Origin of the sequence: Acidisphaera sp. S103, assembly GCF_009765975.1 — a bacterium.
In the GTDB taxonomy this organism is placed as follows: Bacteria; Pseudomonadota; Alphaproteobacteria; order Acetobacterales; family Acetobacteraceae; genus Rhodopila.
In genome coordinates, this window is the sequence record NZ_LMUJ01000032.1 from 310,182 (window position 1) to 333,636 (window position 23,455).

The 23,455-nt window shown below is 63.4% G+C and carries 15 protein-coding genes and 1 tRNA gene; 10 read left to right on the top strand and 6 right to left on the bottom strand.

What is annotated here, in order from left to right; all coding sequences use genetic code 11:
* Window positions 1-98 precede the first annotated feature (98 nt).
* Together GSQ89_RS07495 and GSQ89_RS07500 are read left to right on the top strand one after the other, a co-directional pair.
* A complete protein-coding gene (locus GSQ89_RS07495; RefSeq protein WP_158923551.1) occupies window positions 99-1,118 on the top strand; it encodes a TRAP transporter substrate-binding protein in 1,020 nt (339 codons plus the stop codon).
* Window positions 1,115-2,995 carry a TRAP transporter large permease subunit gene (locus tag GSQ89_RS07500; protein ID WP_158923553.1) on the top strand — a complete coding sequence of 627 codons (1,881 nt, stop codon included), beginning with the start codon at window positions 1,115-1,117 and terminating at the stop codon, window positions 2,993-2,995. The genes GSQ89_RS07495 and GSQ89_RS07500 overlap by 4 nt, the downstream gene beginning before the upstream one ends.
* A 168-nt stretch (window positions 2,996-3,163) precedes the next feature.
* On the opposite strand, the gene GSQ89_RS07505 is transcribed toward GSQ89_RS07500, so the two are convergent.
* Complete coding sequence (locus GSQ89_RS07505) at window positions 3,164-3,304, bottom strand: hypothetical protein (protein ID WP_158923555.1); 141 nt, start codon at window positions 3,302-3,304, stop codon at window positions 3,164-3,166.
* Window positions 3,305-3,466: 162 nt separating this feature from the next.
* On the opposite strand from GSQ89_RS07505, the gene GSQ89_RS07510 reads away from it, so the two are divergent.
* The 4 genes from GSQ89_RS07510 to GSQ89_RS07525 all read left to right on the top strand — a co-directional run bounded on the left by GSQ89_RS07510 (window position 3,467) and on the right by GSQ89_RS07525 (window position 8,464).
* Window positions 3,467-5,020, top strand: a complete 1,554-nt coding sequence (locus tag GSQ89_RS07510) for an HlyD family secretion protein (RefSeq protein ID WP_158923557.1) — start codon at window positions 3,467-3,469, stop codon at window positions 5,018-5,020.
* Window positions 5,017-6,636, top strand: coding sequence for a DHA2 family efflux MFS transporter permease subunit (locus tag GSQ89_RS07515; protein WP_158923559.1), 1,620 nt, complete (start codon window positions 5,017-5,019; stop codon window positions 6,634-6,636). The genes GSQ89_RS07510 and GSQ89_RS07515 overlap by 4 nt, the downstream gene beginning before the upstream one ends.
* Before the next feature lie 243 nt (window positions 6,637-6,879).
* A complete protein-coding gene (locus tag GSQ89_RS07520; RefSeq protein WP_216856052.1) occupies window positions 6,880-7,881 on the top strand; it encodes an epoxyalkane--coenzyme M transferase in 1,002 nt (333 codons plus the stop codon).
* Between the two features lie 7 nt (window positions 7,882-7,888).
* Window positions 7,889-8,464 carry an EthD family reductase gene (locus tag GSQ89_RS07525; protein WP_158923563.1) on the top strand — a complete coding sequence of 192 codons (576 nt, stop codon included), beginning with the start codon at window positions 7,889-7,891 and terminating at the stop codon, window positions 8,462-8,464.
* Window positions 8,465-8,481: 17 nt separating this feature from the next.
* On the opposite strand, the gene GSQ89_RS07530 is transcribed toward GSQ89_RS07525, so the two are convergent.
* Window positions 8,482-10,437, bottom strand: coding sequence for a M56 family metallopeptidase (locus GSQ89_RS07530; RefSeq protein WP_158923565.1), 1,956 nt, complete (start codon window positions 10,435-10,437; stop codon window positions 8,482-8,484).
* Window positions 10,437-10,817 carry a BlaI/MecI/CopY family transcriptional regulator gene (locus tag GSQ89_RS07535; RefSeq protein WP_158923567.1) on the bottom strand — a complete coding sequence of 127 codons (381 nt, stop codon included), beginning with the start codon at window positions 10,815-10,817 and terminating at the stop codon, window positions 10,437-10,439. The genes GSQ89_RS07530 and GSQ89_RS07535 overlap by 1 nt, the downstream gene beginning before the upstream one ends.
* A gap of 86 nt (window positions 10,818-10,903) precedes the next feature.
* Here GSQ89_RS07535 and GSQ89_RS07540 point away from each other — a divergent pair, with 86 nt between their 5' ends.
* From GSQ89_RS07540 to GSQ89_RS07550, 3 genes are read left to right on the top strand one after another with little or no spacing between them, the layout of a single operon-like run.
* Window positions 10,904-12,070 carry an efflux RND transporter periplasmic adaptor subunit gene (locus GSQ89_RS07540; RefSeq protein WP_158923569.1) on the top strand — a complete coding sequence of 389 codons (1,167 nt, stop codon included), beginning with the start codon at window positions 10,904-10,906 and terminating at the stop codon, window positions 12,068-12,070.
* Between the two features lie 7 nt (window positions 12,071-12,077).
* The gene (locus GSQ89_RS07545) at window positions 12,078-15,269 is read left to right on the top strand and encodes an efflux RND transporter permease subunit (RefSeq protein WP_158923571.1); all 3,192 of its coding nucleotides are present in this window, start codon (window positions 12,078-12,080) and stop codon (window positions 15,267-15,269) included.
* Window positions 15,266-18,343, top strand: a complete 3,078-nt coding sequence (locus GSQ89_RS07550) for an efflux RND transporter permease subunit (protein ID WP_158923573.1) — start codon at window positions 15,266-15,268, stop codon at window positions 18,341-18,343. The genes GSQ89_RS07545 and GSQ89_RS07550 overlap by 4 nt, the downstream gene beginning before the upstream one ends.
* 56 nt (window positions 18,344-18,399) lie before the next feature.
* On the opposite strand, the gene GSQ89_RS07555 is transcribed toward GSQ89_RS07550, so the two are convergent.
* Together GSQ89_RS07555 and GSQ89_RS07560 are read right to left on the bottom strand one after the other, a co-directional pair.
* The gene (locus GSQ89_RS07555) at window positions 18,400-20,043 is read right to left on the bottom strand and encodes an NAD(P)/FAD-dependent oxidoreductase (RefSeq protein ID WP_158923575.1); all 1,644 of its coding nucleotides are present in this window, start codon (window positions 20,041-20,043) and stop codon (window positions 18,400-18,402) included.
* A 549-nt stretch (window positions 20,044-20,592) separates the two neighbouring features.
* Window positions 20,593-21,612, bottom strand: a complete 1,020-nt coding sequence (locus GSQ89_RS07560) for a phytanoyl-CoA dioxygenase family protein (protein ID WP_158923577.1) — start codon at window positions 21,610-21,612, stop codon at window positions 20,593-20,595.
* A 397-nt stretch (window positions 21,613-22,009) separates the two neighbouring features.
* On the opposite strand from GSQ89_RS07560, the gene GSQ89_RS07565 reads away from it, so the two are divergent.
* Complete coding sequence (locus GSQ89_RS07565; RefSeq protein ID WP_158923579.1) at window positions 22,010-22,819, top strand: HpcH/HpaI aldolase/citrate lyase family protein; 810 nt, start codon at window positions 22,010-22,012, stop codon at window positions 22,817-22,819.
* Between the two features lie 242 nt (window positions 22,820-23,061).
* Here the strand turns inward: GSQ89_RS07565 and GSQ89_RS07570 are convergent.
* Window positions 23,062-23,138: transfer RNA gene (locus tag GSQ89_RS07570), tRNA-Arg, on the bottom strand.
* Between the last annotated feature and the right edge of the window lie 317 nt (window positions 23,139-23,455).

Below are 23,455 nucleotides of genomic sequence, written 5' to 3' on the forward strand. Positions count from 1 at the left end.
CAGAATCCGGCCAGCTTGACTAATCCGCCTTGCCTCCGGCAGTGTTCCTAAAAACCGACGCCTACAGTGGCCGAGGCATAAAAAGGGAGGAACGCCCAATGCAGCGCAATAAGCTGTCACGCAGGCATGTCATCGCGGGAGCGGCTGGGGTCAGTACCGCCACCATCCTGCACTGGCCGGCCAACGCCGCGGAATTCAGCTACAAGCTGGGTAGTTCCTCGCCGATGGAGCATCCGGCGATGGCGCATTCGAAGGATGCCGCCGACAAGATCAAAGAGCAAAGCAACGGGCGTATGGAGATCACCATATACCCCAACAGCGTTCTAGGCGGCGATACGGCGATGATCGCACAGGCGATCTCCGGCGCGTTGGAAATGTATATTCTGCCGATCGATCTGCTGGCCCCGCGCAATCCGGTCTGCGGAATTCCCGGCGTCGGCTTCGCCTTCCCGGACTACAATCACGTTTGGGCCGCCATGGACGGCGACCTCGGGAATCTGTTGCGCAGCGTTGCCGAACAGATCGGGCTGTATTGCCTCGACAAAGGCTATGACCACGGTTTCCGTCAGATCACCACGCGCAGCAAACCGATCACCGGCCCGGACGATCTGCGCGGCTTCAAGATCCGCCTGCCGGTCGCACCCTACCTGATTTCCCTGTTCAGGCACCTCGGCGCATCGCCGACCGCCATCAACTTCAATGAGGTGTACAGCGCCCTGCAGACCGGGATCGTGGATGGCCAGGAAAATCCGCTCGTCCTGATCGATACCGCCAAACTGTATGAGGTGCAGAAATACTGCAGCCTCACCAACCACGTCTGGGCCGGCTTCCATGTCTCCTTCAGCGTCCCCGCGTGGAAGAAGCTACCGCCGGACCTGCAGGAGATCGTGCATCGCAACTTCACCGCGGCGGCCCTGGCGGAACGCCAGGACTTCGTGACGATGACAGCGAATGAGGAGAAGAACCTGACCGCCAAGGGTCTCACCTTCAATTCCCCTGACACCAAACCGTTTCGAGACGTCCTGGCGAAGAACGGATTTTATCCCGACATGAAGAAGACCGCCGGCGACAAGGCCTGGTCGCTGCTCGAGAAATACGTCGGCCCACTTACGTCATGAGCCTCGGCACGCCGGCAATCGTTCATGCGGACGCGCCATCCTGGGCGCGCCTGCGCCGCGTCGCGTTCATGCTGGACATGGGCATCGGTTTTGTCTGTGAGACGATTGGCGCGATACTCGTGCTGGCCGAGGTCGTCATCCTCTTCTCCGGCGTCGTCTCGCGCTATCTGCTCGACAGTCCGTTGTTCTGGACCGACGAACTCGCGAACTTTCTGTTCCTTTGGCTATCCATGCTGGGCGTCGTGGTGGCGCTACGCCGCGACGGGCATATGCGGCTGACCACGCTCGCCAACTGGATGCCGGCGCACATCGCGAACTGGTTCGCCGCCGTTGCGGCCCTGGTGGTGATCGCCTTCGTGCTGGAAGTCCTGATGCCGGCGGCGCAGTACTGGGATCAGGAACGTTTCGTAGAATTGATCTCGTTGCAGATTTCCGATGGCTACCGCGTCGTCGCCATACTCGTCGGCACCACGCTCGCCGCGACCATCGCGCTGCTCCGGCTGTTGGAAACGACGACCCCGCGCAGTTTTGGCCTCGCACTGGTCACGGTCGCGGGCATCGCGGCCTTGTTGTGGGCTGGCCAGTCAGTGCTGCTGACCATGGGATTCGGCAGCCTGATCATCTTCTTCGTTATCATCGTCGCCGCCTGCGTCGCCATCGGCGTGCCGATTGCGTTCGCATTCGGTATAGCAACGATGTCCTACCTGGGCCTGACCAGTAGCCTGCCGCTGTCCGTTGTGGTGAACCGGATGGATGAGGGCATGTCGAACCTGTTGCTGCTCTCGGTGCCGATGTTCGTGTTCCTCGGCCTGCTGATGGAAATGACGGGTATCGCGCGGGTCATGGTCGCGTTCCTCGCCGCACTGGTGGGCCATGTGCGAGGCGGCCTGTCGTACGTGCTGCTGGGGGCGATGTATCTGGTGTCCGGCATTTCCGGGTCGAAGGCCGCCGACATGGCAGCGGTCGCGCCGGTGCTGTTCCCCGAGATGCAGGCCCGCGGTTCGCACCCCGGCGAACTCGCCGCCTTGCTGGCGAGTTCCAGCGCGATGTCGGAGACAATCCCGCCCAGCCTGGTGTTGATCACGATCGGATCGGTGACCAATGTTTCGATCACGGCGCTGTTCACCGGCGGCCTGCTGCCGGCGGCGGTGGCGGCGCTCGCGCTCGTTGTGGTGTGCTGGTTCCGCTCGCGTCACATGGATACCGGCGGCGGAAAACGCGCGCCGCTGAAACAGATTCTGCTGACATTTGTCATCGCTGTCCCCGGCCTCACCTTGCCGTTCGTGATCCGAGCGGCGGTGATCGAAGGCGTGGCGACCGCGACCGAGGTCTCCACCGTCGGCGTCGTCTACACCGCAATGCTCGGGCTGCTGGTCTACCGCCAGTTCGACTGGCGGCGGATCTATCCGATTCTCGTCGATACTGTTTCGTTGACCGGCGCCGTGATGCTGATCATCGGCACCGCGACGGCGATGGCCTGGGCACTGACGCAGTCCGGTTTTTCGCAGTGGCTTGTCGTGGTGATGGCGTCTGTGCCCGGCGGCAAGCTTGGCTTCCTCGCCATCACGGCGGTGACGTTCGTGGTTCTCGGCAGTGTGCTGGAAGGTATTCCGGCCATTGTGCTGTTCGGCCCGTTGCTGTTCCCCGTCGCCAAGTCGATGGGCGTAAACGAGGTCCATTACGCATTGGTGATCATCCTGGCGATGGGCATCGGCCTGTTCGCGCCGCCATTCGGCGTGGGGTTCTATGGCGCATGCGCGATCGGACGTGTCTCTCCCGACGACGCATTTGGACGCATGTGGCCTTATCTCGCGGCGTTGGCGGTGGCTCTCGCGATCGTTGTCGCGGTGCCCTGGCTCTCGATCGGCTTCCTGTGACCGCGGAGCCTGTGGGCTCAGTTACAAATTTCTTCCGGCCGATCCGCTTCCGGCATTGGGCGCTTTGAAATCGGAGATTTGAATCAAGGGGAAGGGGGCCAACTGGCCGAGCTCGCCGTGTCACGCGACTGATTCAAGCAGCTCAGCGTTTCTCGCCACCCGGCACAGTCAATTGACCGGTTCCTCCGCGTCCGCCGAGTAGACGAAACGCGATTTGTTGTTGTCCAGGTTGCCTGAATCCGCGAACGTGGCCTTGCAACGACCGAGAACCTGGCGCATGCCGGTTTTGGGCGCCGACAGGTTCGTCATACTACCTGCATGAGATCCCACACCGAGCGATCCTGATTGCTCCTTCGAGGAGGCCCGCCGGAAGCCCCGTGTCTTAAGGGCGGCCGAGGTATCTTTCCGGCCTGGATGAATGGTGGCCTTTCGACACAGTCCGTTTCGTTCCACTTGCAACGGGTGCCCGATATGACCGAGCAAAGCGACAAAACAGGTTCGATCAATGCGCAACCAGCAGTGAATGAAGATGCTTCGGCTGCCCACGACGCGAAACCAGCGGAGACACCGCTGGAATCCGGCCCCGTGCCGCAGGAGCCCCGAAAGGCTACGCGGAAGCGAAAGCTTCTGTTCGGTGTGCTCGGCGTTGCTGTCCTGGCGGTTGTCCTCGTGTTCGGCATCCCGTGGGTCAAGGCGATGCTCAGCACCGTCTCCACGGACGACGCCTACGTGAACGGGCACGTAACGTTTGTTGCGCCCCGCGTGGCGGGACAGATTTCCCGCGTTCTGGTGGATGACAACAACCGCGTGCGCAAGGGCGATCTCCTCGCCGAACTGGACAAGGAGCCATACCAGGTTGTGGTCTCCGAGAAGCAGGCAGCGGTCGACACCGCGAAAGCGGACCTGCAAGCAGCCACCGCGGCGGCGCGCGCGGTCGAAGCGCAGGCAGTGAGTCAGCGCTGGAACCTGCAACACGCTGTGGAGGGTGTCGACAGCCAGGTCGCTCTGCTGCACGCGCGGGTCGCCACCATCGCCAAGAGCAAGGCTGCACTGGTGTTGGCGCAGCTTCAATTCGATCGGGCGCGGCAACTGGTCCCCCGGGGAGATACGCCGCGCGAGGTATTAGACCAGCGGCAAGCGGAGCTGACGACGACTGGCGCAGAACTCGCCGAAACCTTGGCCGAAGTCTACCAGATTCGCGTCTCGCTGGGGCTGCCGGCCCAGCCGGCCGGGGACGGTGATCTCGGCCAGGTGCCACCCGATCTCGACGAGACCTTTTCGTCCGTTCTCGAGGCGCAGGCGGAGCTCATTCAGAGCGCTGCTCAGCTTGGTGTCGTGCATTCGTTCGATCAAGGTCCGAAAGAGATGCTCGACCAGTTCTATAAATTGGGCGACATCAACACCACGTTCGCCCAGTACGCGGCGAACGCCCCGGCCGTCAAGCAGGCCGAGGCGAAACTCGAAGCCGCCAGGCGCGATCTCGCGCAGGCCCAACTGAATCTTCGTTACTGCGACATCACGGCGGATATCAACGGCGTCGTCACCAGGCGCAACGTCAATCCGGGCAATTTCGTCCAGGTCGGCCAGAATTTGATGGCGGTTCGCTCGCTTAGCGAGATCTGGGTCGACGCCAACTTCAAAGAAACGCAGTTGCGCGACCTGCGCATCGGGCTGCCGGTCGATCTGCACGTCGACATGTACGCCGGCAAGCACGTCTTCAAGGGTCGGATATCCGGCTTTACCGAGGGGACCGGGTCGACCCTGGCATTGCTGCCGCCCGAGAACGCCACGGGTAATTTCATCAAGGTGGTTCAGCGGTTGCCGGTCCGGATCGATCTTGTCGATTACGACCCCGATCAGGAACCTCTGTTCATCGGCACTTCGGTCGTTCCCGATGTCTACATCAACAAGCAGCCGACCGGCCCGGATGCTGGCAAGTTCCTTCAGACCTCTGTGCCGCCTTCTTCGGGGGCTGGTTCGGCTGCCGGCGCGCCAATCGCCCGTGCGTCGGGCACTGGGCGATGACCGGTGCGGTCGCGTCGGCGTCGCCCCTGAATGCCCGACTCCGCCCGGCGATAAACCCCTGGGTCGTCGCCGCTGTCGTCGTGGTGCCGACCTTCATGGAGGTGCTGGACACCACCATCGCGGTCGTGGCGCTGCGCTATATCGCCGGTGGGCTGTCGGCCACGGTGGATGACGGCGAATGGGTCATCACCAGCTACCTTGCCGCCAACGCGATCATCCTGCCCATCACAGGCTGGCTGATCGCGCATCTTGGACGCCGCAATTATTTCCTGCTTTCCATTGCCGTCTTCACCCTCGCCTCGGGGATGTGCGGCATGGCCACGAGTCTCGGCCAGTTGATCCTGTTCCGCGTGCTGCAGGGTCTTGCGGGTGGTGGCCTTCAGCCGTCGAGCCAGGGCGTGCTGCTGGACGCCTTCCCGCCCGAGCGGCAAGGCATGGCCATGACGCTGTTCGGCCTGGCCGCGCTGATCGCGCCCGTCGTCGGCCCTACGCTCGGCGGCTGGATCACCGACAGCTATTCCTGGCGGTGGGTGTTCCTGATCAACATTCCCGTTGGTCTTCTGGCTTTGAGTGCGTGTGCCATCACACTCCGGGATCCCGATTATCTCACGGCACAGCGCACCGAGTTGCGGAAGAAACCATTCAGCTTTGACGGCATTGGCCTGTCGCTGTTGGTCATCGTCGTCGTCTGTTGGGAGGTGACGCTCAGCAAGGGCCAGGAATGGGACTGGCTGGACGACCCGTTCTGGCGTGTGCAGACGTTGATGATCTTGTTCGCCGTCGGCTTGGTCGCGCTGATCATCTGGGAACTGCGCCATCCGAGCCCGGTCGTGAACTTCCGTCCGTTGCGAGAACGGAATTTCGTCGCCTGCTGCATCATCATCTTTTGCGCCTTCGCGGTGCTATATGCGTCCAGCACCGCGTTGCCTGCCTTGTTGCAGTCGCTGTTCGGCTACGATGCCTTGAGCGCCGGACTTGTCATGTCGCCGGCCGGCTTCTTTGCCGTCATCACCATGCCGTTCGTCGGACGCGCGCTCGGTCGTGGAACCGATGCGCGGTGGGTGCTTGCCGCGGGTCTCTTGACCATGGCCGTGGGGAGTTACTGGATGTCGCAGATGAACCTGGACATCAGTCCGGGGCAGGCCGTCTGGCCGCGGGTGGTGCTGATCATCGGGCTTGCGATGTGCTTCGCTCCTGCGAACGTGGCGGCTTATCTCTATACGCCGCTCGCGCTGCGCGGGGCCGCGGTCGGCCTGTTGAGCCTCCTGCGCAACGAGGGTGGCAGTGTAGGAACTTCGCTGGGTCAGACGGTGCAGGAGCGCCGTGACCAGTTCCACAGCCTCCGCCTTGGCGAATGGCTCGATCCCTTCAATCCGGCGGTGCGTTCCTTCCTCGATCAGGCGTCCGGACCGTTCCTGCAGCAGAGCGGTGATCCGGTCGCCGCGCAGCAACAGGCCTTGCAGACGCTGGCAAACCTGCGCCAGCAACAGGCATCGTCGCTCGCCTACTTCGATGTGTTCTGGGTGCTGGCCGTCGTCATGGTTGCGCTTGTATTCGCTGTGCTGCTGATGAAACGCTCCGTCGCGGAGAAAGGCGCTCGGATCGGATCCGAGTAAGATCAGCACACGCCTCGCGGGCCCGGCCGGTTTGCGCGCACGCAATAGTTTGCCGCATGATGCTCCATCGTCCAACGAAGCAGGAAAACGCACATGTTGATGAGCACCGACCGGATCCTGGTCAGTCATGTCGGCAGTCTGCCGCGCGCCGAAACATTGTCCGATCTACTGATCCGCCAGGAAGCCGGCGAGACGATCGATGCCGCCGAACTGGCCCGGCAGGTGGAGACGGCAACCGCGCATGTGATCGGCAAGCAGGTCGAAGCCGGCGTTGACGTGGGCAACGACGGTGAACAGTCGCGCGTTGGCTTCCAGACCTATGTGCCGCGCTGCCTGTGCGGCTTCGGCGGTGAATCCAAGCGTCCGCCGGCTCGAGATCAGTTGGAATTCCCGAGTTATGTCCGGCAGATGGCTTCGCGTTTTCCGCACTCGGCGCGCGTAACGAATGCGCCGGCGGCGTTGTCCGAGGTGCGATATGTCAACAGCGCGCCGATCAAGGAAGACGCGGCGCGGCTCAAGCGCATGGGGGGTCGCTTTAGCGAATGTTTCATGACGGCGCCGTCGCCGGGTATCGTTGCCACGACGATGCTCAACCAGCATTACGATAGCCACGAGGCCTATCTGATGGCTCTGGCGAAAGCGTTGGCCAACGAATATCGCGCGATTCATGATGCCGGCCTGGTCCTGCAGATCGACAGTCCGGACCTGGCGATGGAACGACATCGGTTTTTCGGTCATCTGACGGACGCCGAGTTCCTTAAGCAGCTCGAGCTTCATATCGCGGCGATTAATCTCGGCATTGACGGCATTCCCCGCGATCGTATCCGTCTGCACGTCTGCTGGGGTAACAATGACGGGCCGCATATCCATGACATAGCGATGGCCGCCATCCTTTCGGAATTGTACAGAGCGAATGTTGGCGCACTGTCGATCGAGTTCGCCAATCCCAGGCATCAGCATGAATACAGTGCACTGCGTAACAATCCGCTGCCCGCGCATATGCTGCTGATGCCCGGTGTTCTCGACACCACCACGAATTTTGTCGAGCATCCGGAAATCGTCGCTCGGCGGCTCGAGGAGGCCGTCTCCGTGGTCGGGGACCGTGAACGTGTGATCGCCGGAACGGATTGCGGCTTTGGCACGTTCGCTGGCCGCGAATACGTGGCCGACGAGATCGTCTGGGTGAAGCTCGCCGCCGCCGCCGAGGGGGCGCGCATTGCCTCGAATCGGCTATGGGGCCGGTGACGGCAAGATGATCGCGGCAATCAGCCTTATGCGGCGTCAGGACGTCAAAAGTCTGACGCAGTTCCGCCGTCACTGGCTCGATATACATGGTCCCCTGGTCTGCGCGTTTCCCGGGCTTCGGCGCTACGTGCAATGCCATGTCGTCGCGTCCGCCGCGATGAACGAGGCTGCCCGTTCGATGCGGATCGATGGGTTTCCGATCCTGTATTTCGATAGCGACCAGGATCGGACCCGCGCGCATCGCTCACCGGAAATGGCGGCCTGCAATGTCGATTCACGGCAATTCGTCGGCGCCGTCTCGCGCGTCATCGCGGACGTCTCGGGCGATCCCCGGTCGAATGCGGGACGCTTCAGCCTGATCGAGATCTGGCCCGAGGATGTTTCACCCGCACCGAGGTCGGTCCATTACCGGGTACGGGAACAAGGCGCCGCGCCGAATAGTGTCATTCCGCATCTGTCTGTTATCGCCGGCGCCGTGACTCAGACCTGGTATGACAGCCTTGTCGACCTGGAATGCGCTGTCGATACGCTGGACGATTCCCGCTCCGCGCGATTTGTTGTCGAAGAGCACTGGCTGGTTTGACCGGCCGCTCGTATCCACTACTCGATGCGGTTCAGCGTCAGATCCTCCCCGTGTTCATGCCTTACCAGGCCCGTCACTTGCCCCGTATCGTCCTTCACGAAACTAATCTGCGCTGGTAGAGTGGTGGCGAAGAAATCGTGGTCCGTATACGCGTAGATTGGGTATTCGTTGTATCCGGTCACTTGCGCGGACAGGTGATCGTGGTCCCGGCCGATGATCATCGTCAGGGCGGGACCGGTATATCGCCCCACATAATCATCGAGCAGGGGGGCGGCGATCGTTGTCGGCTCGTGTGGCTTTCGCTCGTCATCCAGGCGCTGCTGCAATTGCTGCACGACCGCGGCGCTGACGCGCTCAGCCGTGCGGTCCCGGCCATCCTGATGCAGGACCAGTGCCGTCGCCGGCCTGCCTTCGGTTGCAAGGAAGGTCAACTGGGCAGCCGCCACGGTGTAAAAGAAATCGTGGTCGCTGTAAGCAAAGACGGGAAACTTCTTGCGGTCGGTTCCCTGCACGAAAAGCTGGTCACCCGCGCGGGTGACCGAAAAAATATAGGTCGGCGTCAGCGCGTAATACCCGACATCCTTGTCCAGCGTGTCGGGGTCGACTGACACCCGCGTGCGCGGCTTCAACTCCTCGGCGACCCGCTGCTCATAGTCTGCCTGCAACTGACTGGCGCATGCCGGAGTGATGCGTTCCAGGGTCGTCGCGAGTCCGTTCTTGTAATGAATGACATGATCGACCTTGCCCGATTCGTCGACGACGAAGGTGTTCTGCTCCGCTGATATCGTCAGGAAGAAATCGTGATCGGCATACGGATATTCCGCGACCTGCGGCATCCCGGTGCGGCCCGTCAGCAAGTGGTCGCCATCGCGCGTCACGGTCATGACCGATCCGGTCGCCATGTCCTCGTAGAAGCCTTCGTCTGCTTCGAGCAGCTTTGGATCAACGGTTATCCGTTGGTGCGGCGCGCGGCGATCCGGAAGTCTGGCCTCCTCACCGCCGGAGGCGGCCGTGGTTGCCGATAGCGGTCCCGCCACGGCCACGGCCAACGGCAGAATGCTGGCCGCAATCAGGAGACGGCTGCGCCGGCTGATGCCCATGGTCGCCGTTGTCTCGCTCAATATCCGCTCGATGCGAGTGCCGACCGTTGCGGGTCGCGCCATCGCCACGGCGCCAGGAAGACGCTGGCCGCGGGTGGAAACGTCCAGCAGGATTTCCGCGTAACCGATCCGGTCGTCCAGACCGACGATGGCGGCATCGTCACTGGCCGCCTCGGCCAGCACCGAAAGGTGGCGTTGCAGCCACCAACTGAGCGGATTGAACCAGAAGATCGCGCGGTTGACGCTGGCGGCGATTTGGACGGCAAAGTCGCGGCGCGCGACATGCGCGCCTTCGTGCGCCAGTACCGCCGATCGCTTGGCTGGTGACCACGTTGTATGGTCGCCCGGCAACAGGATGACCGCCCCAAACGTCGCCGGGGCCGCGACACGCGGGCTGGCGCGCACGTCATGGCGGCCGGTCCAGCTTTCGCGAACCGGGGCCGCCGACCGCATGATCCGCCAGGACAGCGCGAGTCCCACGATCAGCCGCAGGATCAGCATGGCGGATACCACGGCGTAAAGCAGCACAACGAGGCCTCGCGCCGCCGCCGGCGATGCGGCCGCATGTTGGCTTGCAGGCGCAATCGTATCAACTGATACGACGTATCGATTGGGCTGCACGACCGCCGCCTGCGCCTCGGGCTGGGGGGCGGCCAGTATCGGTGCGATCCGCGGCATGGGAAACGCGATGCCGGGCAGTGCCGCGGCCGCAAGCCTGGTCGCCGCCGGCATGAGCAGCGATGCACCCAGCACCAGCGTCCATGCGGCAAGCAACACATGCGGATTGCGTGTGCGGCAAAGCTTCAAACCAAGACCGACCACAGCCGCAAGCAAGAGCGAGCGTACCGCCGCTCCGACCAGCATTTCCAGCATCACCCCCTCCGTTGCCTCGCCTTGGCGATCTTGGCGGCGAATTGTTGCAGTTCACGCGAATCCAGCATGTCGGTGTCGACCATGCCGACAAGCACTTCCTCGACCGATCCGTTGCACAGCCAGTCGGCGATCCGCCGCACCGCCCGAGCGGCCACTGCGCGGCGCGCTTCGGCTGCCTCGAACACGTAGGTCCGGCCTTGCACCGAATGCGTCACGAAACCTTTGTCCTCCAATCGTCGCAGCACGGTGCGCACCGTGGATTCCTTCAGCGGCCGCGACAGTTGTTCTCGTACTGCCTCCGACGTCAGCGGACCGCCGGCCCAGACCAACTGCATCACATCACGTTCAAGATCGCCGAGTTCCGTCGAATTTTCCGTCATTGCCCTGCTATCGCCTGTAGTGCTACGCAGCGTAGCGGACACTGTGAAGCACCTCAAGTCACGCTCTGGTGGGGTCGAAAGTGGCGATGCGTGTGGTTCTGATCCTGACCGGCATCATTGCCCTGGTCATCGGTGGGCTGGTGTATTTCCATGCGCTGTCGCTGGATCAGATGCAGCGCGTCTGGCACCCGGCGGCTGTCGTCGCGCCCCCGCCACCGGCCGCGGTGCCCGTGGTCGTCGCCGCCGCGCGCACCCAGGACGTGCCGATCTACCTGTCCGGCATCGGCACCGTGCAGGCCTACAACACCGTCAACGTGCAGACCCAGGTGGACGGGCAGATCAGCCAGATCCTGTTCCAGGAGGGGCAGGACGTGAAAGCCGGCGACAGGCTGGCGATCATCGATCGGCGACCGTATCAGGCGCAGTTGCAGCAGCAGGTCGCCGCCCGCATGCGCGATCAGGCCTTGCTGCAAGGCGCGCGTCTCGATCTCGCCCGTTACACGGAACTGGTGAAGAAGGATTACGCCACCCAGCAGCAGGTCGACCAGGAACAGGCGCAGGTCGGTCAGTATGAGGGCGCGGTACTGAACGACACCGCGCAGATTGCCTATGCACAGACGCAACTCGGCTTCACCACTATCGCCTCGCCGATCGATGGGCGCGTCGGCATCAGGCAGGTCGATGTCGGCAATTTTGTGCGCGCCGCGCAAGGCACCACGATCGTGGTGGTCACGCAGTTACGCCCGATCTCGGTCATCTTCACGGTGTCGGCCGAGGCGGTCGAGCGCAGCAAGCTCGACCTTGGGGTCGCCCATGTGCCGGTGATCGCGCTGGCGAAGGACGACACCACGGAACTGGATCGCGGATCGGTTGCCGTGGTGGACAACATGGTCGACCAGACAACCGGTACGATCAAGCTGAAAGCCAATTTTCCCAATGAAAAACTGAAGCTTTGGCCGGGCAACTTCGTCAACGGCCGGCTGGTCGTCGATACGCGCCATGACGGCGTCACGGTGCCGTCGGAGGCGGTGCGTCATGGTCCACGCTGCGACTTCACCTGGATCGTCCGTCCCGATCAGACCGTGGCGACACGCTGCGTCACGGTCGGTCAGACGTTCGCCGATCGAACGCTGATCGAGAAGGGTCTCGCGCAAGGTGCGGAGGTCGTCGTGGACGGCCAGTACCGTCTGGACGAAGGCAGCAAGGTCGAGATCACGCGCCGGCCACCGGCCCGATCGGCCTCGGCCGATTGATCCGAACGTGGAACTCTCCCGCCCGTTCATCCTGCGGCCGATCGCGACGACGCTGCTGGTTGTGGCGGTGCTGCTGCTGGGGCTGATCGGATACCAGTTGTTGCCTGTCGCGGCGCTGCCGGAAGTCGATTTCCCGACCATCCAGGTGGTGACCGGTTATCCGGGTGCGTCGCCCGAGGTGATGGCGACATCGGTGACGGCACCGCTCGAGCATTATTTCGGGCAGATCGCCGGCCTGACGTCCATGAGTTCCACCAGTTCGGACGGTACCAGCCAGATTACGCTGCAATTCAGCCTGTCGCGCCGCATCGACGCGGCGGCGCAGGACGTACAGGCGCAGATCAACGCCTCCGCCGACTGGGTTCCGACCGCGCAACTGCCCACACCGCCGACCTATCGTGAAGTCAACCCCGCCGACACGCCGGTGCTGATCCTGGCGCTGACTTCCGACACGCTGCCGCTGCATGTGGTCGACGACTATGCCGAGACAGTGCTGGTGCAGAAGCTGTCGCAGGTCGACGGCGTCGGCGCGGTGACGACGGAAGGCGGCCAGCGACGAGCCGTGCGGCTGGAGATCAACCCCGCCAAGCTCGCGGGGCTCGGCCTTTCGATGGAGGACGTGCGCAATGCGGTCGCCGCGACCACGTCGGATTTGCCGAAGGGCAGCCTCAACGGCGACCGGCAGGCGTTTCAGATCGGTTCCAACGATCAGCTGTTCGTCGCCGACGCCTATCTAAATGCGGTGATCGCGTACCGTAATAATGCCCCGGTATTGCTGCGCGATATCGGGACGGCGGTCGATGGCGTCGAGGACGCGGAACTCGCCGGCTGGTACGCGACCGGCGGCAACGGCGGCGCGGGCAAGGCGGCGATCATCCTGGATATCCAGCGCCAGCCGGGTGCGAACATCATCGACGTCGTGGACAGCATCAAGGCGCTGTTGCCGAAGCTGCAATCGTCCTTGCCGCCGTCTTTGAAAATCGACGTGGTGACCGACCGCACCACGACGATCCGAGCGGCCATCGCCGATGTGCAATTCACCCTGGTGCTGACAGTCGTGCTGGTGGTGATGGTCATCTTCGTTTTCCTGCGCAAAGTGTGGGCGACCGTCATTCCCAGCGTCACTCTGCCGGTTTCACTGATCGCCACGTTCGGCGGCATGGCCCTGCTCGGGTTCAGTCTCGACAACCTGTCGCTGATGGCGCTGACCGTGGCGGCGGGCTTCGTGGTGGACGATGCGATCGTAATGATCGAGAATATCGTCCGCTACATCGAAGCGGGCGAAACGCCGGTGCAGGCGGCGCTGAAGGGCGCGAAGCAAATCGGTTTCACCATCGTTTCGCTGACCATTTCATTGATCGCGGTGTTCATCCCGCTGTTGCTGATGGGCGGCGTGGTCGGCCGGCTGTTCCGCGAATTCGCCATCACGCTGTCCCTGGCCGTGGTCATTTCCGGCGTTGTGTCGCTGACCCTGACGCCGATGATGTGCGCAAGGCTGCTGCGAGCCGAGGCCGAGGAAGCGCCGCCCGGCGCCCTGTTCCGTTGGACCGAGCGGGGGTTCGAGCGGCTGTTGTGGGCGTATGAAGCGGGTCTGAACTGGGTGCTGCGCCATCAGCCCGCGACGCTGGCGTTCAGCGTGCTGACGCTGGTCGCGACGGTGATGCTGTATGGTATGGTGAGCAAGGGCTTCCTGCCGCGGCAGGACACCGGCCTGTTGATCGGCATCACCGATGCGGCGCAGGACATCTCCTTCCCGGCGATGCAGGCGCGGCAGAACGCGGTGGCGGCGATCGTCGCGCGCGATCCGGCGGTGGTGTCGGTGGACAGTTTTGTCGGCGCCGGTTCGGTCAACCCGACGCTGAACAGTGGGCGGCTTTACATCAACATCGGCGCGCCGGACCGCCGCGCGCCCGGCGACACGCTGACCGCGGTGATGGCGCGGTTGCAGCAGGCAACGGCGAACGTGCAAGGCATCGCACTGCACTTGCAGCCCGCACAGGATATCCAGATCGAGACACGCACGTCCCGCACGCAATACCAATATGTCCTGCAGGATCTCGACCCGGCGGAACTGCATCTGTGGAGTGGCCGGCTGCTGACGGCGATGCGCGCGCGACCGGAGCTTGCCGACGTCGCCACCGATGAACAGGCCGATGGGCAGCAACTTGTGCTGACGATCGACCGCCAGGCTGCCGCGCGCTTCGGCGTGACGCTGGCAGCGATCGACCAGACGCTCTACGACGCATTCGGCCAGCGCCAGATCGCCACCGTCTATGCCTCGGCGGAGCAATACCATGTGGTGATGGAAGTCGATCCGGTGTTCCGCCGCGATCCCGGTGTGTTGGACAAACTATTTGTCACGGCCTCTGCCGCACAGACTTCAATCGGCAACGATCTATCTGCCGGTATCGGCCCGGGCTTCCATCAGGCCGGTGCGCCCGTGCCACTATCGGCTTTCGCGCGGATGGAACGTGGCAACGCGCCGCTGCTGATCACGCATCAGGGTCTGTTCCCCGCCACCACGCTGTCGTTCAACCTCGCCCCCAGCGTGTCGCTCGGTGCCGCGGTGGCCGCATTGCACGCGGCCGAAGCTTCGGTCGGAATGCCGGACAGCGTCACCACAAATCTCGTCGGTAGCGCCGCCGCATTCTCTGATTCGTTGTCCAGCGAGCCGGTGCTGATCCTGGCGGCCATCGTGACGGTCTACATCGTGCTGGGCGTGCTCTACGAAAGTTTCATCCATCCGATCACGATCCTGTCCACGCTGCCTTCGGCCGGTATCGGCGCGCTGTTGGCACTGATGCTGTTCGGACGCGACCTGGATGTGATCTCGCTGATCGGCATCATCCTGCTGATCGGCATCGTCAAAAAGAACGCGATCATGATGGTCGATTTCGCGCTGGAGGCGGAACGTGAGGCCGGCATGCCGCCCGAACGGGCGATCCATCGGGCGTGTATCCTGCGGTTCCGCCCGATCATGATGACGACGATGGCGGCCCTGCTGGGTGCGCTGCCGCTGGCGGTCGGGCACGGCACCGGGTCGGAATTGCGCCAGCCGTTGGGCATCGCCATCGTCGGCGGACTGCTGGTGTCCCAGGTTCTCACGCTCTACACGACGCCGGTCATCTATCTTGCGTTCAGCCGCTTGCAGCATGGCGTGGGCCGCCGGGTACGGCAGGCCGCCGCCGCATCGCGATGATCAGCCGGCTGTGCATCCGCCGTCCGGTGGCGACGACGCTGCTGACGATGGGCGTGCTGCTGCTGGGCATGCTGGCCTACATGAACCTGCCGATCGCCGCGCTGCCCAGCGTCGATCGGCCCACCATCAGCGTGTTTGCCAATCTGCCGGGTGCGAGTCCGGAAACCATGGCGGTTTCGGTCGGCTCCCCGTTGGAGCGTCAGCTCGGTATTATCCCTGGCATTGCCGAGATGGGCTCGATCAGCATGTCCAACGGCGAGGAGATCGACATCCAGTTCACCCTGGACAAGACGATCGACAGCGCGGCGGGCGCGGTGCAGGCGGCGATCAATGCCGCGATGCCGAACCTGCCGCGGGACCTGCCGCAGCCGCCGACCTACTACAAAGCCGACCCCGGCGGCGTCGCGATGATTGTGCTGGCGCTGACCTCCGACATCCTGCCGCCGGGCGATGTCTACGACTTTGCTGACAGCGTGGTGTCGCAGAAGCTGTCGCAGATCGCCGGCGTGTCGCGCGTGGTGATCAACGGCGCCGAACGCGCGGCGGTGCGGGTGCGTGTCAACCCGCGCCGGCTTGCCGGCCTGGGTTTGTCTTTGGAAACGGTGCGTGCCGCGATCTATTCCGCCACACGGGAGATGCCCAAAGGCCGCATCGACCAGGGCGAGCAGAGTTTCGGCCTGGCCGCCAACGATCAGTTGTTCCGTGCCGAGGACTTCCGCCGGGTGGTGGTCAGCTACAACAACGGCGCGCCAGTGCTGCTGGGCGACATCGCCGAGGTCAGCGACAGCGTGCTGAACGATCTGCAGGCGGGCTGGTTCAACCGCAAGCCGGCCGTCTCGGTGCTGGTGTTCCGCCAGCCCGATGCCAACATCGTCGCCACGGTAGATCAGATACTGGCGACGCTGCCGGTGCTGAAGCATTTCATGCCGCCCTCGATCAAGGTGCATGTGGTGTTCGACCGTACCACGCTGATCAGAGCCTCGATCGCCGACGTGCAGCGCACGATCGGGATCGCGATCGTGCTGGTGGTGCTGGTGATCGCGCTGTTCGTGCGACGGTTCTGGGCGACGGTCATTCCGGCCGTGACGATTCCCGTCGTGCTGGCCGGCACGCTCGCCGCGATGGCGCTGCTTGGCTACAGCCTGGATAATCTGTCGCTGATGGCGCTGACAATCGCCGTCGGCTTCGTTGTGGACGACGCGGTGATCGTGATCGAGAACGTCATTCGTCGCATGGAGCACGGCGCGACCGCCATCGCCGCGACACTCGGCGCCCTGGGTCAGATGGGTTCGACGATCGTTTCGATCACCGCGGCCCTGATCGCTGCGATGATTCCGGTGCTGTTCATGCCTGATATCGTCGGCCGCTACTTCCGCGAATTCGGGCTGACCCTGGTCGCCGCGATCACGCTGTCCGCCGCGATCACCCTGACGCTGACACCGATGATGTGCGCGTGCCTGCTGACGCACCGCCCGCCCCCCCCGGCGCCACGCTGGCTCACCTGGCTCTCCGGCCTGCCGATGACGGCGTATACGCGGAGCCTGGACTGGTGCCTGCGGCATACCACGGTTTGCCTCGTGGCCGCCGTGCTGGTCGCCGGAGGCACCTACGGCCTGTACGCCGCGCTGCCAAAGGGCTTTATGCCGACGCAGGACACCGGCGTCATGCACATCATCACCATCGCCAATCCCAGCATTTCCTTCGCCGAGATGGAGAAATTGCAGCAGCGCGTTGATGAAACGGTGCTCGCCGACCCGGCCATCGATGCGCTGAGTTCGTATATGGGCGGTGGTGTGATGAGCACCGGCAATTTGTGGATCGGCCTCAAGCCGTTGGATGTGCGCGGTGTCCCGATCGAAACGGTGATCGACCGCTTGCGCACCCAGTTGCGCAAGATTGCCGGTATTCGCGTCTTCCTGCTGCCGGTGCAGGATCTGAATATCGGACTGGGGAGTACATCGGCACGCTACCAGTACCGGTTGACCGGCACCGACGTCGATGCAGTGGTCAAAGCCGGCGAGGCGTTGCGCCAGCGCATGATCCATCTGCCCGAGTTGATGGATGTCATCACGAACATCGATACACGCGCCGGGCTGGAAGCCGGCCTTGCCGTCGATCGCGTGCAGGCCGGCCGCTTTGGTATCACACCGCAGGCGGTCGACAACACGCTCTACGATGCATTCGGTCAGCGTCAGATCGGGCTAATCTATCTGCCGTTGAGCTATTCGAAGGTGGTGATGGAGGTCGATCCGAAATACCAAAGCGATCCATCGAGTTTCGCAAGCCTCTATGTTCCGGGCAGCAACGGCGCTCAGGTGCCGCTTGCGCAGCTCACGAAACCCTGGCGCGCGCACGCGCCGATGTGGGTGCGCCACGCCCAGCAATTCCCCACCATGACCTTGTCGTTCGATATCAAGCCTGGCGTTTCGATCGGCCAGGCGATCGACGCGATCCGTGCCGCGCAGGCAAAGCTGAACATCCCCGACGAGGTAAAGACGGAGTTCACAGGCGAAGCAGGCGAGGCAAGCGCGTCGGGCGCGCGGCAGTTGCTGCTGTTCCTGGGTGCGGTCTGCGCCGTCTACATCGTGCTGGGCGTGCTCTACGAGAGTTACGCCCATCCGCTCACCATCCTTTCGACGCTGCCCGCCGCTTCGTTCGGCGCTTTACTGGCGCTTTGGCTGACGCACACCGAGTTCAGCATCATGACCGCCATCGCCTGTATTCTGGTGGTCGGGATGGTAATGAAGAACGCCATCCTGGTGGTCGATTTCGCGCTGGAGGCCGAACGCGCCGACGGGCTGACGCCGGGGGATGCGATCCGCGGGGCGGCCTTGCTGCGAGTGCGCCCGATTACAATGACAATGCTGGTGGCCGTGCTGAGTGCGCTGCCCCTCGCGATGGGAACCGGCGCCGGGCATGAGCTGCGTCAGCCGTTAGGCATCGCGATCGTCGGTGGCCTGCTCGTTTCGCAGATGCTTACTCTGTACACGACGCCGGTCGTTTACCTGCTGATCGATCGGCTGCGTCAGCGGCCGCGTTTTTCTGGGGGAGCCGTTCGAGACCCGGTCATCTAGTTCGAACCGGTTTTTTCGGTTGGCACCGTCCGTCATGCCGGTGGCGGTTCGCGGCTCTACCGGAACACGAACTCCTTGTAGCCGCCCTTGGCCACGTCGTCAGTCTTCCGCCGGAAGTGCACACCGTTGCCGTTGTAGCCCAGCACCCGAGGCACGTTCCTGCCCTCGACATTGCGGTTCACGCCGGTCTGCCAGGACGGTACCTTGGACGACAGCAGCTTTTCGGCCGCCTCGATCACCGTCCGCGTCCAGTCCTCCACCTCCTCCGGCCGCGTCTCCACATGCGTGTAGCCGTTCTCTCGCATGAACCGCAGGATGCCGGTCTGGAACTGCACCGTGTGCTCGATCGCCTGCGGGATATTGCCCCGGGCCGTGTGCGGCCCCAGCACCATCATCATGTTCGGGAACCCCTCGGCGAGCATACCGAGGTAGGTGCGCGGGCTGTCGGCCCAGGCATCCTTCATCCGCAGGCCATTGGCACCGCGAATGTCGATCCGGTCGAACGCGCCGGTCACGCCATCGAAGCCGGTGGCATAGATCAGGACGTCGAATTCATGCTCCTGCTTCGTGGTCCGGATCCCCTTCGGCGTGATGCATTCGATCGGCTCATCCGCCAGCGTGTCGATCAGAGTCACGTTGTCGCGGTTGAAGGCCTCGAAATATCCGCTCTCCATCGGCACACGCCGGCTGCCGAAACCGTGGTCCTTGGGGATCAGCTTCTCCGCCACCTTCGGGTCATGCACCCTCTGGCGGATCTTGCGGGCGATGAAGTCGCTGATCGCCGCGTTGGCTTTCTCGTTCACCCCGATATCGCGGAAATTGCCCAGCCAGATCCCGAACCCCGGCTCGCCGTACAGCTTCTCCCAGAACGCCTCCCGCTCCGCCGGCGGCACCTCCAGCGTCTTGCGCGGGTCCGCCTGGTGGATGAACCACATCGCGGTGGAAGCACAATGCGCGTAGATCTCGTCATACCGAGCCTTGATCGCCTCCATCTCCGCCTTGTCGATCTTGGCGTTGTGCAACGGCGCGGCCCAGTTCGGCCGCCGCTGGAACACGGTGAGCTGCTTGGCCTGCTTGGCGATCTCCGGGATCGCCTGGATCGCGGTCGCCCCGGTGCCGATAATGCCCACGCGCTTGCCGGTAAAATCCACCGGCGCGTGCGGCCAGCGCGCCGGATGATAGGCCGGTCCCTGGAAACTGTCCCGCCCGGGAATGGCCGGCAGGGTGTGGGCGGACAGGATGCCGATGGCGGTGCACAGGAACGTCGAACGAGCTTGCTGGCCGCCCTCGAGCGTCACGGTCCATTGCCCCGTCGCGTCATCCCAATGCGCCGCGGTGACGGTGCTGCGGAACTGCATGTCCCGCCGCAGGTCGAACTTGTCGGCGACATGGTTCAGGTATTCCAGTGTGTCGGGCTGCGGCGAAAAATGCTCCTTCCAGTCCCATTCCTGCATCAGCTCCTTCGAGAAGGAGTAGCCGTAGGTCCAGCTCTCGGAATCGAAGCGCGCGCCGGGATAGCGGTTCCAGTACCAGGTGCCGCCGACATTGGTCCCGGCCTCGAACACCCGAGCCGTCATCCCGAGTTCGCGCAGCCGGTAGAGCATGAACATGCCGGAAATCCCCGCCCCGACGACGATCGCGTCGTAGGTCGCGACCTGGTCCGCGGCCGACGGTTCCACCAAGGCATGTGTATCTGGCATGGTGTATTCCCCCTCTTGAGGATGCACGGCCGAAATCGGCGGTGCGTCCCATCGACCGGGCGGTACTCGCCGCCGACCGTTCCGTAGCCTCCAAAGCTATCGCGTCAACGAGAGATGTCGCAAGGATCGGGAGGCTGGCGCGGGCAATCGAAATACTGGAGCAGTGATCCGAGCTCGCGTAAGTTGATGGTGGCCTGCGGAGGGATCTTCGGCTTTCCGTTCGGATAGCGCATGATATTCGACCCTGACCGCCGCGCGCCTCAGGGCCTTGTGATTCCAGGTGCGCCAGGGCAGACGCAGGACTTCGCCGACGAGCGTCACCTTCTCTGCCAAGCGGTCGGGGGTAGCGGTCGGCAAATTTGTTACCGCAACCGCGTGGTTGGGTTGGGATCGGGAACGATGGTCAAGTCCCGCGTTTCGACGTGATGGCGACCAGCCGGCCTGAAGGCCTTGTTGATATCGCCAACCCGGGTATGACGCTGGCCGAACCAAGGCCGTTGGCACGCTTCACGCCATCGTCGAGGCCCAACAGCCTGGTGACCGCGTCAATCATCCCGCGTCAAGCCGCTCCAGCAGCTTTTCCGCTCGGGTGCGTTTCTCCTGGTTCGCATCCCGCTGGATGATGCGCAGGATCGCGTCTCTCGCATCCCGATCACCCCGTTCGGCCATTGCAAAAGCCTGCGCATCACGCCGTTCGTAATAGCTGCGATCCAGCGGCACGACGTCGAGCGTCAAATCCTTCCAGTAATACCGGCCATCCGCCCGGTCCCACCCGGCATAGACGTCGTCCCATGTGCCGCAGCCGGAATAAGGGACCATGTTGACGTCGGCGATCGGCTGGCTCATCGGCTGGAAACGAGCATCGAACGACATACGGATTTCACGGGTCCGGTTCGGTAGCGCCTTATGCACCGTGACGTCCTGGAAAATCAGCCCATCGCCAGCCTTGAACGCGCCTGTTACCCAGCGACCGGGGATCGGCACGGCGATGTCCATGCCACCGGCGCCGGAGCCGACCTTGGTGTCCAGGATACCCTGCGTGTGGGAACCGGCGGCGACCGCCAACGCGCCTTTTTCGCGTGGGCAATCACCCAGCGGCATCCATAGCGCGTAGCTGGTGGCGCCGCCGATATGGACGCGGTCCTGATGGCTGCCGGTGGTGAAGTCGAAACTCCCGGTCTGCGGAAAGATGTTGCGCTGTACAAACATCGGATGAGCCAGCGCCGGCTCGCCGAAGACCCGGCTGAACAGGTCGATAACGGCCGGATGAATACGCAGCCGATGCAGTTCCTCATCCATCCACAGGCCGCGGAACACACGCATATAGCGGTCCTCCGGGTCCTTGCAGGCCGCGGCCTGGTTCGCGATGCCAGCCTGCACCGGGCTGTCAGGGTCCAACCAGCCACCCGCTGCCGCCTTGGTCAGCAGGCGTTCGCGCACGGCGAGAATGGTCTGCGCCGGCAGAAGATCGCGGACGAACAGATAGCCGTCACGCGCCAGCCGGGCACGCAGCGCCGGGCCGTCAGCCAAAAGGTCTGTCGAATCGAGAAAGTCGGGATAGGTTTGCATCGCCTGCGCCTTCGCCATCCATACACGAATTTGAATTATGCGGGTCGGCTGGCCGTGGCGCAATCGATAGCGGCCGTCCCCAGGTTCATCTCGTACCATATGTCGGTGGTTCCGAGACTATTGCCGGTAAGGTGCGGGAATGCAGCACGTGACGGCCGCACCCGGGGGCGCGTCGGAAATCCTGCGGTTAGATGCGTGCCGGATAGATTCGGCGCAGCTCCCTGATCGTGGGTTCGACATTTTGCCAGCGAGCCAATCCGGATGTGTTGCCCTGCGGACGCGTCTCTTGCAGGCCCTAAACCCTCTGGGGGGCCCCCTGCGGCGGTCAGGTCGCGTTGCGTTGCACGGTGCGGGCCCTATCATGAAGGCATAAGACGAAGAAGGCTTGGAACCAGTCATGAAAGAAAACAGCATACGGCGGGCGGTACGCGAGGGACGGGCGGCGTTAGGCACCGGGCTCAAGGAGTTCGCCTCGCGCGGCATTCCCTGGATCATCGAAGCGGCCGGTTTCGATTACTGCGCGATCGACCACGAGCACGGGGCGTTCGATATGGAGACGATCGCGAATCTTGCGAGTTGGTTCCAGGCCACGAACGTCACGGCCATCGTTCGTATCCACAAGTCGTTCGCGCATCTCATCCCGGGCATACTGGATCAGGGCATCATGGGCATTCAGGTGTCCGAGGTCGAAACCGCCCAGGAGGCGTGTGCGATCGTCCGTCTGGCGAAGTATCCGCCGATCGGGAACCGGGGCATCTCCGGCCAGGGGCCACACACCGGATACAAGAGTTACGGCGCCCGCCATGCCACCGAATACGCGCCATGGGCCAACGAGAACATCATCATATGCCCATCGATCGAGTCGCTCGAAGGCCTGGAGAACGTCGAGGAGATCGCGGCGGTCGAGGGGATCGACATGATCGCGTACGGGCATTCGGACCTGAGTGCGCAGCTTGGGGTTCACCTCGACCTTGAGCACCCGAAGTTCAAAGCGGCAGTGCAGCGGATCGCGGCGGCGTGCAATGCGCATGGCAAGCTCGCTCGGGGATCCGCGGAGACCGAGGCGCAAATCGAGGAATATTGGCAGCTTGGGTGCAGGGTGCTGAACCTGCCGGGGAACGATGTGAGCACGTACCTGGACGGGATGAAGGTGCGCGCGGGCCGAGCCCATGCGCGGTTGAAATCAATCGGGGTGCCGACACCCTGAGGGGCGGCGCGGCAGCGGGCGTTGTCAGTTCGCTGTCCGCCCGCGATGCTGCGGCAAGATCGGGGACGGGACGTCCCCGGTTGGCGTCGATATCGCCAGTCTGCATTGGTAAAGATCGTCGGCAATGGCCTTCCGGAGTTCGTCGGGATCGGCCGGAATAAGGCGAGCGATTCTGGAGGGCGTGACGCGCACGGGCGCTGTTTTCGCCGTCCCTTTGGCAAGATATCAACTTATTGAAAAATTGGCGGACCCGACACGATTCGAACGTGCGACCTTCGCCTTCGGAGGGCGACGCTCTATCCAACTGAGCTACGGGTCCAGCGCACCCCCGATGGGGATGACGGACACCCTATACCCACATTCCCCGCAAACCTCAATCACCTCATTGTCACGCGGCGGTTCTAAGTGCCACTGAGTGGCGCACATATCTGCCTGATGCGCAGATGTGATTCGGATACGCCACATGTTGTGGATTCACTGATGGTTATCCACTTCATGGGGTGCTTTTAGCTTCCGCTGGGTTGCCGCCGTCGATTCCAAGCGGCCGACGCCGAGGAACTCATCGCCGCACCGAGCAAGGGCAACGCCCGTCCCGGTTTCAACCCATACGGACACGGCGTCACGTATGGGCAAACA

What these genes read in the sequence shown, in the direction of transcription:
- GSQ89_RS07495 (WP_158923551.1), top strand. Translation starts at nt 99, where the DNA reads ATGCAGCGCAATAAGCTGTCACGCAGGCATGTCATCGCGGGAGCGGCT.
- GSQ89_RS07500 (WP_158923553.1), top strand. Translation starts at nt 1,115, where the DNA reads ATGAGCCTCGGCACGCCGGCAATCGTTCATGCGGACGCGCCATCCTGG.
- GSQ89_RS07505 (WP_158923555.1), bottom strand. Translation starts at nt 3,304, where the DNA reads ATGACGAACCTGTCGGCGCCCAAAACCGGCATGCGCCAGGTTCTCGGT.
- GSQ89_RS07510 (WP_158923557.1), top strand. Translation starts at nt 3,467, where the DNA reads ATGACCGAGCAAAGCGACAAAACAGGTTCGATCAATGCGCAACCAGCA.
- GSQ89_RS07515 (WP_158923559.1), top strand. Translation starts at nt 5,017, where the DNA reads ATGACCGGTGCGGTCGCGTCGGCGTCGCCCCTGAATGCCCGACTCCGC.
- GSQ89_RS07525 (WP_158923563.1), top strand. Translation starts at nt 7,889, where the DNA reads ATGATCGCGGCAATCAGCCTTATGCGGCGTCAGGACGTCAAAAGTCTG.
- GSQ89_RS07530 (WP_158923565.1), bottom strand. Translation starts at nt 10,437, where the DNA reads ATGCTGGAAATGCTGGTCGGAGCGGCGGTACGCTCGCTCTTGCTTGCG.
- GSQ89_RS07535 (WP_158923567.1), bottom strand. Translation starts at nt 10,817, where the DNA reads ATGACGGAAAATTCGACGGAACTCGGCGATCTTGAACGTGATGTGATG.
- GSQ89_RS07540 (WP_158923569.1), top strand. Translation starts at nt 10,904, where the DNA reads ATGCGTGTGGTTCTGATCCTGACCGGCATCATTGCCCTGGTCATCGGT.
- GSQ89_RS07550 (WP_158923573.1), top strand. Translation starts at nt 15,266, where the DNA reads ATGATCAGCCGGCTGTGCATCCGCCGTCCGGTGGCGACGACGCTGCTG.
- GSQ89_RS07555 (WP_158923575.1), bottom strand. Translation starts at nt 20,043, where the DNA reads ATGCCAGATACACATGCCTTGGTGGAACCGTCGGCCGCGGACCAGGTC.
- GSQ89_RS07560 (WP_158923577.1), bottom strand. Translation starts at nt 21,612, where the DNA reads ATGCAAACCTATCCCGACTTTCTCGATTCGACAGACCTTTTGGCTGAC.
- GSQ89_RS07565 (WP_158923579.1), top strand. Translation starts at nt 22,010, where the DNA reads ATGAAAGAAAACAGCATACGGCGGGCGGTACGCGAGGGACGGGCGGCG.